We start from the raw sequence: 15,579 nt of genomic DNA, 5'->3' as shown, positions 1-15,579 counted from the left end.
GGACATGGCAAAAGACGCATCCGTTGCACCCAAAGAGCGCGTGAACATCGTGTACAAGACCTCGGTGGGCGACGCAGAAGAAGCGGTGGAGCTGCCCATGAAGCAGCTGGTGCTGGGGCATTTTTCCGAATCGGGCCGGGAAAAACGCATCGAAGACCGGGATTCCATCGCCATCGACAAGGATAATTTCAACGAGGTGCTGGGTGCCCAGAACGTGTCGGTGGACCTGAGCGTTCCCAACAAGCTCTCAGAAGACCCGGACGCGGAGATGAGCGTCAGCCTTGATTTCAAGAACATGAAGGACTTCGGCCCGGAAGCCGTGGCCCAGAAGGTGCCGGAGCTTCAGAAGCTCATGAAGCTGCGGGAAGCCCTCCAGGCCCTTAAAGGGCCCTTGAGCAACATTCCGGAATTTCGCAACACCATCCAGGAACTCATCAGCGATGAGACCCAGCGCGAGAAGCTCCTGAAAGAACTCGGACTCAATGAAGAGTAAGTTTTGCACGCATGTTTAAAGGAGGATCATCATGAGTGAGGTACGGGAATCTGTAGAAACCCCTGAGGCGGAGGCCACCCTGGAGGGAGCGTCCCTTCTGGACGATATCATCGAGTCCACCCATATCAAGCCCGAGGACGATGCCTACGCCCTGACCATGCAGGGGCTCCATGCGCTTATCGCGAAAATTGCTTCCCCCGACGCAGGCATCGAGAAGGTGACCAAATCGGTGGTGGACGACATGATCGCGGAGCTGGACCGCCAGATCAGCCTCCAACTCGATGAGATCATTCATCACGAGGCGTTCCAGAAGGTGGAGTCCCTCTGGCGGTCCCTGAAGTTTCTCGTGGACCGGACGGACTTCCGGGAGAACAACAAGCTTGAGATCCTCAACGTGACCAAAGAAGAGCTCCTCGACGACTTCGAGGACTCGCCGGAGGTGATCAAGTCCGGGCTCTACAAAAGGGTCTACACCGAAGAGTACGGGCAGTTCGGTGGCGAGCCTTACGCCACCATGATCGGCAACTACGAGTTCGGGTCCTCGGCCCGGGACATCAAGCTTCTGGGCTACCTCGGCAGCGTGGCCGCCATGGCCCATGCTCCCTTTATCGGGGCTGTGGCGCCCTCCATGTTCGGTTTGGATTCCTTTGCCGGCCTCTCCCAGATCAAGGATCTCCGGTCTCTGTTCGAAGGCCCTCAGTACGCACGGTGGAAGTCCCTTCGGGAGTCCGAGGACGCCCGTTACATCGGGCTGGTGATGCCCCGGTTCCTTTTGAGGCTTCCCTACGGCAAGGACACCGAGCCGGTAAAATCTTTTGATTACGAAGAGGATGTTTCCCTGGATAACGAGAGTTATCTCTGGGGGAACGTCGCCTTTGCCTTTGCCACCAAGTTTTCCGAAAGCTTTGCCCGGTACCGCTGGTGCACCAACATCATCGGCCCCAAAGGGGGCGGCGCCGTGGAGGATCTTCCCCTTCACTACTTCGAAGACATGGGGGCCATTCAGAACAAGATTCCCACCGAAGTACTGCTCTCGGAGCGACGGGAGTTCGAGCTGGCCGAAGAGGGCTTCATCGGCCTCTCCATGAGAAAAGGCAGCGACAACGCCGCGTTTTTCTCCGCAAACTCCATCCAGAAGGCCAAGAAATTTCCCAACACCGCCGAAGGCAAAGCCTCCGAGACCAATTTCCGGCTGGGGACCCAGCTGCCCTACATGCTGGTGATAAACAGGCTGGCCCACTACCTGAAGGTGATCCAGCGGGAGAACATCGGGGTCTGGAAGGAGCGTGTGGATCTGCAGCGTGAACTCAACGACTGGATCCGGCAGTACGTGGTGGACATGGACAACCCCCTTCCCGGCGTTCGAAGCAGGCGCCCCTTGCGCAAGGCCGAGATCACCGTCGATGACGTTCCGGGTGAGCCCGGATGGTACAAGGTCGGTTTGAAGGTGTGCCCGCATTTCAAGTACATGGGCGCATCATTTACTTTGTCCCTGGTTGGCAAACTGGACAAAGAATAATCCTTAAACAACGGAGGAAATGCTTATGCCAATGACATCGCACATGGAAGTGACCGGAAATACGCAAGGGAAGATTGACGGCTCTTGCGATATGGAAGGTCGCGAGAACACGATGCTGGTCTATGCCTTTGATCACAAAGTGCATATTCCAAGGGATCCCCAGTCCGGGCTCCCGAGCGGCAAACGTATCCATGGTCCCCTGACCGTGGTCAAGGAGATCGACAAGTCCTCTCCCAAGCTGTATCAGGCCCTTTGCACCGGAGAGCAGTTGTCCAACGTTATCCTCAAGAAGTTTCGCATCGATCCCACCGGGGCCGAGGAGCATTACTTCTCCATCGTCCTGGAAGACGCCATCATCGTGGAGATGAAGCCCTACATGCCCATGGCCTTCCTTGCGGAGAACGAGCCCTTCCGTCACATGGAAGAACTCAAGTTCACCTACTCCAAGATCAAGTGGACCTGGGAAGTGGACGGGATCGAGTCCGAAGATTCATGGAAGATTCCGGTCTAACGTGAGGTGGCGATGTGAGTGATTTGAGACTTCTTGAACGCCTTCGGCAATGGCAGGACGCTCCCGGAGAGCGTGCGAGGGACCATGTCGGAACACGGGTAAAATCCGTGGTGAAGCATCTCCAGCTTTTGCTTAACTCAAGGGTTGGCACGACGCTCATGGACGGCCAGTTCGGTTTGCCCGACCTGTCGGATTTGAAGGTCACCTATCCCGACTCCGTTCAGGACATGGAAAAGACCATCTCACGAACCATCGAAACCTATGAACCACGGCTTTCCCAGGTGGACGTCAATTTTGTGTTCCAGGATGACCGGACACTGCGCCTTTTTTTTCGGATCGACGCTCGGTTGAATATGGGAGAAGGGGATCAGGATATTATCCTGGAAAGTTCGGTGGATACCTACGGAAAGATGACCGTTCGGACGTGAGGTCTGCCTCCCGGGCCTGTCGACGCCGCGGGTGCGCCAAGGGGCGGGGTGACCGCAATCACCCGGCTCCAGGCGGCGCATCCGAACGAAGCGGCGAACACAGTCCCGGGGACAGACTGAACCGAGCCTGCCGCCGATGTCGGTGGCAGGCTCTCCACCAAGAATAATTACCCTGAAACAGGGGAGGAAATCAAGGGTGAACCATCACTTGCTTACGTTGATAGATGGTTTACGCAACGAGTGAACGTTTGACGACCTGCCTTTCCGGGTACATTTGAAAGCCGGGGCAGACGGGGAGACAGGTAACATGCCGCGTATAAGCCGTTTTATCTTGCTTCGCCGGGTATTATGGCGGCATCGGTGAAAAGCGTATTCAAGGGATATTGAGACACGTGAATGGTGAGGATGTGCCTTAGGTTATTTTCATGAGATGAGGAATTTTTTTGTTTAATTACTATTTTCAAAATGAGCTGAGTCACCTGAAGGAGATCGGGACGGCCTTTGCCCGGGAAAACCCGGCCATTGCCCCCATGCTGGGCGAGCCGTCGGCGGACCCGGATGTGGATCGCCTCCTGGAGGGGGTCGCCTTTCTCACCGGGTCCATTCGGCAGAAGATCGACGATGAGTTCCCGGAGATTATCCACAATGTCATCCGTCAGGTATGGCCCCATTACCTTCGACCCATTCCGGCCACCACCATGATGGTTTTTTCACCCGGGGAAGGGACGGATGCGGTGGCCTCGGTTCCCTCCGGTGCGGAAGTGGACTCCGTGGCCGTGGACGGCACCGCCTGCCGTTTTCGTACCTGCACCGATGTGGTGTTGCCTCCGGTGAGCGTGGTTCGGGCGGGGTATGAGGAGACGGCGGACGGCACGGCAGGTATCCGGGTGACCCTTTCCGCCACGGGTCGCGATGATTGGAAAGCCGACAGCCTGCGGTTTTATATCGGCGGAGGGTACGCCGAGGCATCGGACCTTTACTGCCTGCTGCTCACCGGTTTGCGTCGGGTGGTGGTGGGTGACGGCTCCCTGCCTGATGGTGTTGTCCTTGGGCCCGAGAGCTTGAGGCCAAAGGGATTTTCCGAGGAGGAGTCCCTGATTCCCTGGCCGTCCACCTCCTTTGACGGGTACCGCCTTCTTCAAGAGTTCTTTGTGCTTCCTGAAAAATTTCTTTTTGTTGAGTTGACGGGGCTCTCGGATTGGAGGGCGCCCAAGGACGACGGAGAGGTGGATATCTGGTTCGAGCTGGAAGCGGCACCGGAGGTTCCCCTGCGGGTGGACGCCTCCCGGTTTATGCTCTCGGTGGCCCCGGCGGTCAATGTGTTCTCCCACGATGCAGATCCGGTGCTGCTCAGGGCTGAAAAAAATGAATACCGCGTAAGGCCCACAGCCCCGGATCTTTCCCACTATCAGGTGTACTCCCTTGTGGGGGTGTCCGCGTACATGGCGGGCAGTGGCGAGGTGCGTCCCATGAAGCCCTTTCACAGCCTGGCCATCGACGAGACGGACGTGGTCTACAGCGAAATTCTCACCACCTCTCCGGTGAGGCAGGCCATGGACGTGAGCATCTCCATCGCCACCCCCGGGGGCAGGGAGATGCCGGAGTTCAAGTCCCTCTCCTTTGACGTGCTCTGCACCAACGGTTTTCTGCCGGAGCAACTCCTGGCAGGGGACATCAGTGTGGCAACCACCAGGTCACCCGAAGGGGTTGCGTTCCGCAACCTTCGAAAGCCCACCTCGGCGGTGTTGCCTCCCCTGGGGACCAACGCTCTGTGGCCGCTTATCTCCATGATGAACCTTAACCAGTTCTGCCTGAGCCGCCTTGAGAACTTCAAAGCCATGCTGGGCCTGTTTTTGCTGGACGGCCACGGCGGAAGGCGGGTGTTTGCGGCAAGCGAAAAGCGCATCGAGGGCATCGTGGGGCTGGAGACCGAGAACACCCGTCGCCTGTTTCGGGGAGTGATGGTCAGCGGGGTCGTGTTTCGGGTGGCCATGCGAAGGGATCATTTTGCCGGCATGGGGGACCTGTACCTGTTTTCTACGGTCCTGGACCGGTTTCTGGGGCTCTCTGCGGCCTTGAATACATTCACACAGCTCGTGGTCACCGAAGTCGGGACCGGGGAGGTCTTTACATGGCAGGAACGAATGGGGGAGGAGGCCCTGGGATAAGGGCGGCGCTCCTCTCCCGGGGGCGTTCGTTCTCATTTTTTCAGGCCGTGCGACACTTAAAAAACCTCACCGCCGAAGAGGGAGGGGACCGAATCAACGGGTCAAGGCCCGTGGATGTCTTTCGGGTCAGGCCCAGTCTCTCCCTCTCATTTGCCGGGCCGGGGATCGAGCGCATTGAAGAGACCTCCGCAGGTCAGTGGCTCCTGACGGCCAATATTTTAGGGCTTTACGGCACCGGATCGCCCCTGCCGGTTTTTTACACCGAAGACCTCCTTGAGGGACGGGAGTGGGACCACGACGCGGCGCGGGATTTTCTGGACATCATCAACCAGCGCCTCTACGAGCTGCTCTACGACGGGTGGGCCAGGTCCCAGGCCATGATGAAGGTGATGGAAGAGGACGATGTCCCTTACGCAGACAGGTTTTTCAGTCTCTCCGGCCTGGGACGCAAAGCCCTGAGGGCCGGGTTGGATACACCCTGGGGCCTGGTGCGCTACAGCGGGCTCCTTTCCCAGAAGAACAGGTCGGCTTCGGGATTGAAGACCCTCCTCACCGATGCCCTGGGCGGGCTTCCGGTGAAGGTGGTCCAGGCCCTGAAACAGAAGGTGCCCATCGGCGCGGACCAGCAATGCGTACTTGGGCAGTCCGGCAATGTCCTGGGGGAGACGAGCTACCTGGGAACGGAGTTTGACGACGGCACGGGCGCCATCCTCATTCGTATCGGGCCCATTTCGGAAGAGGCATACCGAGGGTTTCTCCCTGGAACGGACGGCTACCGGTTGGTGGTGGGCCTCACCCGGTTCTACCTCTCCTCCCCGGTGACCTTTGTCCTGGATGTGGTGATGAAAGACGACGCGAAAAAAGAGACCACCCGCCCCGGGCATACGCGGTGGGCCAGCCTGGGCCTGGATACCTGGCTGTTTTCAGGGGAGAGTGCCGGGGAGCTTCTCACCCGGTTTTACCCGTAACGATTCAATGGCAACCATGGGAATAGATAATGATCACCGTTGACATGAAGTCCTTGCTGAACCGGCTGAACCCATGCTGCAGGAAGGCCCTTGAGGCTGCTGCGGGCGTGTGTGTGTCCCGAACCCATTACGAGGTGACTGTGGAGCACCTTTTGTGGCAGCTCCTGGACGAGCCTTTGTCCGATATTTCCCGGATTCTGACGCAAAGCGGGGTAGGGGTCGAGGAATTGCGAAGGAATTTGGACCAAACCTTGGAGGAATTTTCCACGGGAAACGGAGCCAAACCGGTGTTTTCTCCCCGGTTGATGGACTGGTTTCAGGAGGCCCAGCTCATCGGTTCAGTGGAGATGGGCGAGTCCCGGATTCGCTCGGGGGTGCTCCTGCTCGCTTTTTTGAATCGGCCCACGCAGTTTTCCACCGTGGAGATCGGGGACCTGCTCCTCGGGATCAACCGTGAAGAGCTTGCCAAGGAGTTTGCCTCATTGACCAAAGGCTCGGTAGAGGGTGGGAAAGGCACGCCTTCCGATGCCGTTGACACCCCCAAGGGCGGTGCTCTGTCCAAGTACTGCGAGGATTTTACCGCCAAGGCCCGGGCCGGAAAGATTGATCCGGTGTTCGGCCGCGATGTGGAGATTCGCCAGGTGGTGGACATCTTTGCCCGAAGGCGGAAAAACAACCCCATCGTGGTGGGTGAGGCCGGCGTGGGCAAGACCGCCATTGTCGAAGGGCTGGCCCTGCGCATCGTGGAAGGGGATGTGCCTGATTTTCTGAAAAACGTCACCCTCATGGGGCTGGACATGGGGCTCCTCCAGGCCGGGGCCGGTGTCAAAGGGGAGTTTGAAAACCGCCTCAAGCAGGTGATCGAGGAGGTCAAGGCTTCTGAAACCCCCATCATCCTCTTCATCGACGAGGCCCACACCATGATCGGGGCCGGGGGCTCAGCCGGGGGAAGCGATGCCGCCAACCTGTTGAAGCCCGCTCTGGCAAGGGGGGAGCTGCGGACCGTGGCCGCCACCACCTGGTCCGAGTACAAGAAATACTTTGAAAAAGACGCGGCCCTGGCCCGGCGGTTTCAGTTGGTGTACCTGGATGAGCCGTCGGAGGAAACCGCCACCCTGATCTTAAGGGGCCTCAAGGCCAACTATGAAAAGAACCACGGGGTGGTGATCCGGGACGATGCGGTCAAGGCCGCGGCCGAACTCTCCGCCCGATACATTTCGGGACGCTATCTTCCGGACAAGGCCATTGATCTCCTCGACACAAGCGCAGCCCGGGTCAAGGTGCTGCTCACGGCAAAGCCGGGGGCCGTGGAGGATATCGAACGAACGCTTCAGGCCGCGCAGCGCGAAAAAGAGGCCCTGGGTCGGGACGGAGTCTACGGGTCTGACCCGGATACCGAACGGCTTGCGGCCGTGGAGGTAGAGATCGAAGCCCTGGAGACCCGGCTCACCGAGGTGACGGCCCGCTGGGCCATGGAGCAGGCCCTGGCCGCAGAACTCATCGATCTGAGGACGCAATACTGGGAGAGGGTAACGGCCCCGGATGCGCAAGTGGCCCAGGGAACACCGGTACTTGAAACGGAAGAGTTTGAGACAGAAGGGGCTGAGCCGGAAGGGACAGTCACAGACCAGACCGATGCAGCCATGGACGCCTCGCCTTTACCCGTCGACCCAGCCCAGGGAGAAACCGCAGGCGATGAGCCCGAGGTCGCCCTGTCCGTGGAGGAACTGCAGGCTCTCCTGGACACGAAGGCATCGGAGCTTGCCGCCATCCAGGGCACCGATCCCCTGGTGCGCACCGAGGTGGACCCCGGCATCGTCTCCGAGGTCGTCTCGGACTGGACCGGTATCCCCGCAGGCAAGGTGATGCACGACGAGGCCAGGACCATCATCCACATGGAAGAGGATTTAAAGGCCCGCATCAAGGGCCAGGATGAGGCCATCAAGGCCATCTCCCGGGTAATCAAGGCCTCCAAGGCCGGTCTGGGAGACCCGGAGCAGCCCCTGGGCGTGTTTCTCCTCACCGGGCCCAGCGGCGTGGGCAAAACCGAGACGGGCCTGGCCGTGGCCGACCTGCTGTTTGGGGGCGAGCGCTCCACCATCTCCGTCAACATGAGCGAGTTCCAGGAAAAACACACGGTGAGCCGTCTCATCGGCTCGCCTCCGGGCTACGTGGGCTACGGAGAGGGGGGAATTCTCACCGAAGCTGTCCGCCAGAGACCCTATTCCGTGGTGCTTTTAGACGAAGCGGAAAAAGCCAATGACGAGGTGATGAACCTCTTCTACCAGGTCTTTGACAAAGGGGCTCTCTCCGACGGCGAGGGGCGCCTCATCAACTTCAGCAACACCGTGATTTTCCTGACAAGCAACCTGGCTTCGGAACTCATCTCCGGCGCCGCAGAGTCCGGGGATCTTCCTGAAACCGAGGAGCTGATTGCCGCCATTCGGCCGACCCTGAGCCAGCATTTCAAACCGGCCCTTCTGGCCCGCATGAGCATCGTCCCGTTCTTGCCCCTGCCCGCGGATGTGATGCAGGAGGTGGTGGGCATCAAGCTCAACAAGGTCGCGGACCGCCTGAGGGAGACCCACGACATCGCCCTGACCGTGGCGCCATCTGTCATCGACCAGGTCGCGGCCCGGTGCGTGGAGGTGGAGACCGGTGCCCGCAATATCGACCACATCATGAACGGCACGGTGCTGCCCCTGATTTCCCGGGAACTCCTGCAGCGCATGAGCGAAGGCGAACTGCCCTCTGAAATGACCCTGGAGACTGATGCAGAGGGCGCCTTCAATGTCGGTTAAAAAGCGTGCCTTCTATGGTTAAAGTGGGCTCAAAAAGCGTGCCTCCGGCGGCCAGGGAATAAATCCCCTGGACCCCAGGTTGCGAAAGCCCTCCCCCTTCGTTCCTCAGGGGAAGAGCTTCCGCGAAGATTTTCGTGAATGTTGCTCAAGACCTGTTTGTCTAACTTTTCAAAAGTTTGGCCCCCGGCAGGACCGCCGGAGGCATTCACCATGCACGGGAGGAAAACGATGATCTCACCGGTAGAGATATTCGAAACCATGCGGCAGTTCGACTGCACACTCAATGGGACGAAGCTGGACGTGTACACGCTCTCTGCGGCTGAGGCCGTTTCCGATCATTTCTCGGTGCAGGCAACGGTGGTCTCGGAAAAACGTCGGCTAAGCTCTGATTTTACGGGGCAAGAGGGGCTTGTTACCCTCATCGGTCGAAAGCAGGAGCGGTATGTCCACGGGGTGGTCAGCCGTTTTGAAGAGCTGGAGAAAAGGGGGCGCTTCTATCTCTACGGGGTAACCCTTGTTCCCCGGGCCTGGGAGCAGACCCTTATCTCGGATGTTCGGATTTTTCAGGAAAAAACCGTGCCTGAAATTGTTGCCGAGGTGCTCCAGACAGGCGGCATGCAGGCCAATACCTTTGAGTTCAGGACCCACCGCACCTATTCTCCCAGAGAGTACTGCGTCCAGTACCGGGAGACCAACTGGGATTTTGTGGCAAGGCTCCTGGCCGAGGAGGGGATTTTCTTTTACTACGAATTCACCGAGGCCGACCATGTGCTGGTGTTCGGAGACACTCCGGCGTGCCACAAGCCCATCGCCGGAAAGGCCGAGGTGCTCTTTACCCCGCCGGGACAGCTGGTGGACCAGATGGAGTACGTCAACGAGTTTCTTGTGGCCGAAAACGTGGTCTCGGGAAAACACGTGCTTAAGGATTATGCGTTTAAGACCCCTTCTTACAGGCCGTCTGCGGAGAAACCGGCAGAGAGCTATGAGAATCTGGAACTCTACGATTACCCCGGCCTTCTCACCGACGAAGCCACCGGGACCCGCCTGGCCTCCGTGGGCCTTGAAAGGGCGCGGCTAAACAAAAACGAATACTCGGGCAAGAGCCTTTGCAGAGGCTTTGCCGTGGGCCATCTCTTTACCCTGGCCCATTACCCCTACGATGAGAGCAACCGGGAGTACCTTCTCACCCGCATCACCCATCGGGGCACTCAGCCCCAGTCCCTTCAGGAGCTGGCCCCCAACGGCAAGGGCAACACCTACGCCAATACCTTTTCCTGCATCCCCTCAGAGGTCCCCTTTCGACCGGCGCCCATCCCCAAGCCCACGGTGAGCGGGGTCCAGACCGCCGTGGTCACCGGCCCCGAAGGCAAGGAGATCTACACCGACTCCTACGGCCGCATCAAGGTGCAGTACCACTGGGATCGCCTGGGCAACCGGGACGCCCGGAGCAGCTGCTGGATGCGTGTGGCCCAGTCCCTGAGCGGCCCGGGCTGGGGAGCGGTGTTCATCCCCCGCATCGGCCAGGAAGTCATCGTCAGCTTCATCGACGGCGACCCGGATCGCCCCATCGTCACCGGTGCCGTCTACAACGGGGCCAACATGCCCCCGTATCCCCTCCCTGCCGAGAAGACCAAAAGCACCATCAAGACCCGCTCCACCCCCAACGGCGACGGGTTCAACGAACTTCGGTTCGAGGACTTAAAGGGCGAGGAAGAGATCTACATCCACGGCGAAAAAGACTGGAACATCGAGATCAAAAACGACAAAGGCCAGCACATCGGCCACGATGAAACCCTTGCCGTGGACAACGACCGCCGCAAAACCGTGGGCAACGATCAGCAGGAATCCATCGGCAACAACAAGGACATCAGCGTTGCCAAGAACCACACAGAATCCGTGGGGGAGAACATGGCGGTGTCCGTGGGCAAGAACCTGGATGAGAGTACGGTGGAGAACAAAACCGTATCCGTCGGGAAAAACAGCCAGGAAAGCGTGGGGGAAAACGAAACGGTTAACATTGGAGCAGACAGGACCCTGAGTATCGGGAGCAACGGCGTTACGGACATCGGGAAGAATATGACGGAAACCATCGGACAGAAATTGACCCTTGATGTGGGGGACAAAACCGGTGTGAGTGTCGGCGCGGATCTCTCCGTGATGGTGGGAAAAAAAACCGTGTTGACCACGGAAGACCAGATTACCTTTGTCTGCGGAAGTTCGAGTATCACCATGAAAAAAGACGGCACCGTATTGATCAGCGGCGGGGATATCAAGATCAATGCAAGTGGAAAACTGGTGACCAAAGGCCAGAACATCACCGGGAACTAAGGCATGACAACGGATTTAAACCTTAGCTTTTATACGGAGCATCTCGAGGAGTCGTCCATGCTCTATGAGCAGTGGCATCGTCTTGTGTCTCGCCAGTGGGGGGCCTGGAGACGCGTTGTTGCGTTTGAGCGGCGCTTGGAGGCGCATCTGGATGCTTTGGTTATCGGAGGGGAGAGCGCCCTGGCATTATGTCGTGAGAAGGCCCGGCAAGGCGATGCAGGGGAATGTTACGCTGCTTCAAGGGTTTTGGTGCGTCATGGTCTTCACGGAGATGTCTGTGAACTGGTCGACGATGTGGACGAATCGGACCCAGCCCGTCTTCAAGCCATTTCCGACGCTTTGTGCGTTGATCTTGGAAAAAGCGACGAAGAGGATTGTCTCAAGCTGCTGTTGAAAAGTAGTCCCGTTAACGCTTCCCAAGCACGGGTGGCATCGCGCCTTGCGGGCTATCGCAGGTGCCAGGGGTGGGCTGGCGAACTTTGGGGATTGCTGGGCCGTGAAAGCCTTGACGAGGAAACCAAGGCAACCATTCTCAGGGAGTTTGTGCCCCTTAAGCCCCCACGGCATCTTTTGAACGCGAACTGCTTTGGACAGGGTGGGGAAGGGGCATACCGATTTCCTGTGTCCCTTATCCGAGCTCGCTCCGGGCAGGAAGTTGATGAAGCGATGCTGTCTGGAGTGCCCATGTGCTGTGGGCTTTGCGGGGACAAGCAGGCCCTGGACCTGCTGAAGACAATGCCAGTTGATTACGATGTTCTTTTTGCCATGGGCCTGTTGGGTGATGTCACAGCGATTCCACTTCTGATCCGAGCCCTTGAGCATGAGGACCACGCCGAGGCGGCATCCCTTTCTCTTTATCTGGTGACAGGGGCCCCGTTGTACGAAACGGTCTTTATCCCGGAGGCCCTCGATGAAGATCTTTTGTTTGACGATGAAAAAGAGAAACTTGCCCGGGGAGAGGCTCTTTGGCCCCCCGGCAAAGAGCCGGGGGAGACGGTGACGAGGCTGTCCAGGCAGGTCGCAGAGTGGAATTCCTGGGTGCAGGAACACGGGGAGCGGTTTGATTCGTCCAGACGGTATCGAAACGGCAGGCTGTTCTCCCCTGAATGCCTGATCGAAAACCTTGGCGCGGAATCGGTTCCGGCAAGGGTTCGCGAGGCCGCCTATGAAGAGCTTGCCATTCGTTATGGGGTGGATTTCCCCTTTGATCTCCGGATGCCCGTCGAAGCCCAGTTGAATGCTCTGGAAAAATACGAAGCGTGGAACCAGGCAGTCACCGACAGGTTCGAACCGGGTGAATGGTATGCCGGGGGAAACATCATGGAACCATGCCATGCGCGATAAAGAGGACTGTCATGACTAAGACATCCGGGCAGAACAAGAACATAGCCGACGAGGGGACCCTTGCTCTGCTCCATCCCAGGACGGGGCGGATTGAATCCTCGAAAAACCCGGGTGAGATTCTTGTAACCTATGACGGGGAGGGGCCGTATCCGGCGAGGTTGCTTTCAGGGATCAGTCGCTTGGAGCTTTTGTCGGACTCCTTCGTGGGGCGAGAAGTGCTTCTGGTGTTTGACGGTGGCAGGGCAGACAAGCCAATCGTGGTCGGCGTCCTTGAAAACGTCTTGGAAACCCTTGTCTGCCTGGATGGGGAGGCGGATAGCCGGCCCTCCTCCATGGAAGATCCCTCCTGCAATGGGTGTACGGTGGTCGAAGCCGACAAGGAGATGGTGCTGAGATGCGGAGAGGGCAGCATTTCCATTAAAAAAGAGGGCCGCATTGTGATTCGCGGCAGGGAGATTGTTTCCAGGGCCTCGGGTACCAATAAGATCAAAGGTGGCAGTGTTGAGTTGAATTAAAGGTTCAGGAGTAACGATTCAGCTTGCCTTCTATGGTTAAAGTGCAAGGAAAAGCCTGCCTCCGGCGGCGAGGGTGGCGAAGCCACACTATCGAAAACACCTCGAAAGCTGACTGCCGTTGCAATGTGTCCCTGGTTCATCGGGCCACATTGCAACGGCCTTTCGGCTCGGGCTTCGACCGAAACATATGCTGGTGGTTTGTACGAGGGATGCGACAAGCCTTCAAGGGCTAAGATTCGTTATCGTAACTCGTTGACTATTTGGCTTAAACCGGACTGTCTTCAAAGGTGTTGGGAAATTTTAAAACCTGTTTGTCAAGCTTTTCAAAAGCTTGGCCCCCGGCAGGGCCGCCGGAGGCAATGTTGAACACTCCGTTTTGAGACCTGACGTTGACCATAAAAGGCTTGTTTTCCATGCATCTCTTACACAACAAAACGCCTTATACTGCAGAAACCTTTGTCCTTCGTGATCAGCACGGAACCCGTCAGGCGGTTGCCATCATCAAGGGGACTTTTTTGTATGACGAACAGGGCTTTGTGCAGGATGCTCCCGACCAGCTTCCCTTGTGCTATGCCGATGAGTATTACGGTAAACCGGGGCTCAGCAGCCTTCGGTACGCCTCAGATCTTGTCCCGGAAAAAAGAGGCACGGATATTGTGCTGAACGGGCATGCCTATGCACCTGGAAAAAAAGCGGTCCGCAAGCTCGATACCGCTTTGATGGTTGGACCGCATCAAAAGCGCGTGCGCGTGTACGGAGATCGTGCCTGGCGTTATCGGCTGGGAGTCGTCACCAAAACTTCCCCTTTGCCTTTCCTTAAAATGCCCCTTGTCTATGAAAGGGCCTTTGGCGGTGCAGACACGTCGCACAAGAAGACAAAAAAACAGGGCCATTGCCTGGAAAATCCTGTTGGGACGGGGTTTAGAATGGCAAGGACAAAGAAAACATTGGACGGTCATCCGTTGCCGAACCTTGAGTGGGCGAATCGTTCCATACAGGGGTGGAAAGACAAACCGTCCCCTGCAGGATACGGGTTTGTTGCACCCCACTGGGAGCCCAGGGGGTCCCGGTGCGGAACCTATGACGCTGAATGGGAACGGCGGCGCATGCCCCTTTTGCCTGAGGACTTTGGTCCCGGGTTTTACAACACGGGTTCCTCCGATCTCGCACTTGAAGAGTGGATCGCCGGGGATGAGACCGTGACCCTTGTTAATCTTCATCCGGATCACGAAAAAATTCAGTTTAACCTTCCGGGTATCAATCTCACATCGGCATTTATCCTCCGTGACCAGACATACAAACCCGATGTGCGGCTCGATACCCTTTTGATCGAGCCGGATGCAAACAGGTTTTCCATTGTATGGCGATCTGCTTTTCCAAAGCCGGATCGCCTTGACGAGTTGAGACAGGTGACAGTCAGCCATGACGGATAGCAGCTCCAACCCCATAGCCATTACGGGCCTTGGCATGGTCACCTCGGTGGGCCATGACGTGAAGACCGCCTGTGCGTCTATCCGTGCGGGCCTGAAGCGCCCTGTAAAACTTCAGAATTTTTATGCTGAGTCACCCGGAGGCTATGACGACTGGGAAGACGGCCTGGTGACGGGTCACCCGGTCTTTGATGGGGATGTAGACGAGACCGAAGACCGAATTTGCAGGCTGCTGGGTGATGCCTTGGAAGATATCGCGGATAACGCCGGGCTTTGCGAATCAGATGCTGTTCCTTTGTTCCTATCCCTTCCCGGAAAAGAGAGGGATCTGTTCCCCGACGAGACCATGGACGATTTTTTCGCGAGAAACAAAGAACGCTTTCCCTATGTGGGAGAGGTTACTTTATTCCCATTTGGCAACGCCGCGGGCCTGATGGCGTTGGAGCGTGCAGCAGAAATCATTGAGACAGGCCAGTGTGAACAGGCCCTTGTGGCCGGAGCAGATTCTCTCCTTGGTTTTGCCAATCTGTCCAGGTTGAACCGGATGAAGCGGCTGAAGACCGAGGTCAATTCGGATGGATTGATCCCAGGAGAGGCCTCAGCGGTCGTACTTTTGGAATGGCTTACCCGGGCCGAGAAGCGACAGGCGGAGATCCAGGGGCTTTTAGAGGGTGTTGGCGTCGGGTTTGAGTCAGACCATTGCCTTGAAGGACGACACGCAGGTTCCGGGCTGTCCGATAACGTTTTCGCCCTGTTGCCTCCGGATGAGGACGGGGCCGTGGATGTCAGGGCGATCATGACCGATCTGAACGGAGAACCGTACCGTTTCGATGAAATGTCCATGATGCATGCACGGGTTTTCAGTCGGATGGCCGGGGAGAAAGAGATCCTCTGCCCCGCTCGGAATATCGGAGACACAGGAGCCGCTTCAGCCCTGGTTTCCATGTGCCTTGCTTCACGCACCATGGCCCGGGGCGGGTTTGGCAACACCGATTGCCGGTGTCTGATCCTCTCTTCATCGGATTCCGGTGAGAGGGGGGCTCTTTTCATGACATTCAACATGGGGGATTGACG

General features: G+C 57.8%; 13 protein-coding genes. 12 read left to right on the top strand and 1 reads right to left on the bottom strand.

The genetic code is table 11. The features are described from left to right. Nucleotides 1–4: 4 nt before the first annotated feature. From tssB to ACOYW0_RS01015, 10 genes are all read left to right on the top strand, one after another. Nucleotides 5–493, top strand: coding sequence for a type VI secretion system contractile sheath small subunit (tssB, locus tag ACOYW0_RS01060; RefSeq protein ID WP_482416745.1), 489 nt, complete (start codon nucleotides 5–7; stop codon nucleotides 491–493). 31 nt (nucleotides 494–524) lie between these two features. Continuing rightward, nucleotides 525–2,012: a type VI secretion system contractile sheath large subunit gene (tssC, locus tag ACOYW0_RS01055; RefSeq protein ID WP_180140893.1), complete on the top strand. Its 1,488-nt coding sequence runs from the start codon at nucleotides 525–527 to the stop codon at nucleotides 2,010–2,012. A 25-nt stretch (nucleotides 2,013–2,037) separates the two neighbouring features. Then, the gene (locus ACOYW0_RS01050) at nucleotides 2,038–2,523 is read left to right on the top strand and encodes an Hcp family type VI secretion system effector (protein WP_482416744.1); all 486 of its coding nucleotides are present in this window, start codon (nucleotides 2,038–2,040) and stop codon (nucleotides 2,521–2,523) included. A 14-nt stretch (nucleotides 2,524–2,537) separates the two neighbouring features. Further along, nucleotides 2,538–2,951 (top strand): type VI secretion system baseplate subunit TssE, encoded by a 414-nt coding sequence (tssE, locus tag ACOYW0_RS01045; protein WP_482416743.1) that lies wholly within the window; start codon nucleotides 2,538–2,540, stop codon nucleotides 2,949–2,951. 443 nt (nucleotides 2,952–3,394) lie between these two features. Next, the gene (gene tssF, locus ACOYW0_RS01040) at nucleotides 3,395–5,119 is read left to right on the top strand and encodes a type VI secretion system baseplate subunit TssF (RefSeq protein WP_482416742.1); all 1,725 of its coding nucleotides are present in this window, start codon (nucleotides 3,395–3,397) and stop codon (nucleotides 5,117–5,119) included. Continuing rightward, nucleotides 5,083–6,087, top strand: a complete 1,005-nt coding sequence (gene tssG / locus ACOYW0_RS01035; protein ID WP_482416741.1) for a type VI secretion system baseplate subunit TssG — start codon at nucleotides 5,083–5,085, stop codon at nucleotides 6,085–6,087. The genes tssF and tssG overlap by 37 nt, the downstream gene beginning before the upstream one ends. Before the next feature lie 29 nt (nucleotides 6,088–6,116). Next, on the top strand, nucleotides 6,117–8,888 hold the full coding sequence (gene tssH / locus ACOYW0_RS01030) for a type VI secretion system ATPase TssH (protein WP_482416740.1): 2,772 nt from the start codon (nucleotides 6,117–6,119) through the stop codon (nucleotides 8,886–8,888). Nucleotides 8,889–9,116: 228 nt separating this feature from the next. Continuing rightward, the gene (locus ACOYW0_RS01025; RefSeq protein ID WP_482416739.1) at nucleotides 9,117–11,216 is read left to right on the top strand and encodes a type VI secretion system Vgr family protein; all 2,100 of its coding nucleotides are present in this window, start codon (nucleotides 9,117–9,119) and stop codon (nucleotides 11,214–11,216) included. Nucleotides 11,217–11,900: 684 nt separating this feature from the next. Next, on the top strand, nucleotides 11,901–12,560 hold the full coding sequence (locus tag ACOYW0_RS01020; RefSeq protein WP_482416738.1) for a hypothetical protein: 660 nt from the start codon (nucleotides 11,901–11,903) through the stop codon (nucleotides 12,558–12,560). Between the two features lie 11 nt (nucleotides 12,561–12,571). After that, the gene (locus ACOYW0_RS01015; protein ID WP_482416737.1) at nucleotides 12,572–13,075 is read left to right on the top strand and encodes a DUF6484 domain-containing protein; all 504 of its coding nucleotides are present in this window, start codon (nucleotides 12,572–12,574) and stop codon (nucleotides 13,073–13,075) included. 265 nt (nucleotides 13,076–13,340) lie between these two features. On the opposite strand, the gene ACOYW0_RS01010 is transcribed toward ACOYW0_RS01015, so the two are convergent. Further along, entirely contained in the window at nucleotides 13,341–13,490 is a 150-nt protein-coding gene (locus ACOYW0_RS01010) for a hypothetical protein (protein ID WP_482416736.1), read from the bottom strand. Between ACOYW0_RS01010 and ACOYW0_RS01005 the strand changes: the two genes are divergently transcribed. After that, a complete protein-coding gene (locus ACOYW0_RS01005) occupies nucleotides 13,489–14,508 on the top strand; it encodes a DUF2169 family type VI secretion system accessory protein (RefSeq protein WP_482416735.1) in 1,020 nt (339 codons plus the stop codon). The genes ACOYW0_RS01010 and ACOYW0_RS01005 overlap by 2 nt on opposite strands. After that, nucleotides 14,498–15,577 (top strand): beta-ketoacyl synthase N-terminal-like domain-containing protein, encoded by a 1,080-nt coding sequence (locus ACOYW0_RS01000; protein WP_482416734.1) that lies wholly within the window; start codon nucleotides 14,498–14,500, stop codon nucleotides 15,575–15,577. Before ACOYW0_RS01005 ends, ACOYW0_RS01000 begins: the two co-directional genes overlap by 11 nt. Nucleotides 15,578–15,579: the final 2 nt, after the last annotated feature.

It is taken from the genome of Desulfoluna sp. HI9BLuna (genome assembly GCF_056829775.1).
Note: the sequence above shows the minus strand (reverse complement) of the source record. Positions and strands in the feature narration are given on the sequence as shown.

Coding starts and splice junctions, on each gene's coding strand:
- ACOYW0_RS01005 (WP_482416735.1), top strand. CDS start 13,489: ATGCATCTCTTACACAACAAAACGCCTTATACTGCAGAAACCTTTGTC.
- ACOYW0_RS01000 (WP_482416734.1), top strand. CDS start 14,498: ATGACGGATAGCAGCTCCAACCCCATAGCCATTACGGGCCTTGGCATG.
- ACOYW0_RS01015 (WP_482416737.1), top strand. CDS start 12,572: ATGACTAAGACATCCGGGCAGAACAAGAACATAGCCGACGAGGGGACC.
- tssC (WP_180140893.1), top strand. CDS start 525: ATGAGTGAGGTACGGGAATCTGTAGAAACCCCTGAGGCGGAGGCCACC.
- ACOYW0_RS01050 (WP_482416744.1), top strand. CDS start 2,038: ATGCCAATGACATCGCACATGGAAGTGACCGGAAATACGCAAGGGAAG.
- tssH (WP_482416740.1), top strand. CDS start 6,117: ATGATCACCGTTGACATGAAGTCCTTGCTGAACCGGCTGAACCCATGC.
- ACOYW0_RS01020 (WP_482416738.1), top strand. CDS start 11,901: ATGTGCTGTGGGCTTTGCGGGGACAAGCAGGCCCTGGACCTGCTGAAG.
- ACOYW0_RS01025 (WP_482416739.1), top strand. CDS start 9,117: ATGATCTCACCGGTAGAGATATTCGAAACCATGCGGCAGTTCGACTGC.
- tssB (WP_482416745.1), top strand. CDS start 5: ATGGCAAAAGACGCATCCGTTGCACCCAAAGAGCGCGTGAACATCGTG.
- ACOYW0_RS01010 (WP_482416736.1), bottom strand. CDS start 13,490: ATGGAAAACAAGCCTTTTATGGTCAACGTCAGGTCTCAAAACGGAGTG.
- tssG (WP_482416741.1), top strand. CDS start 5,083: ATGGCAGGAACGAATGGGGGAGGAGGCCCTGGGATAAGGGCGGCGCTC.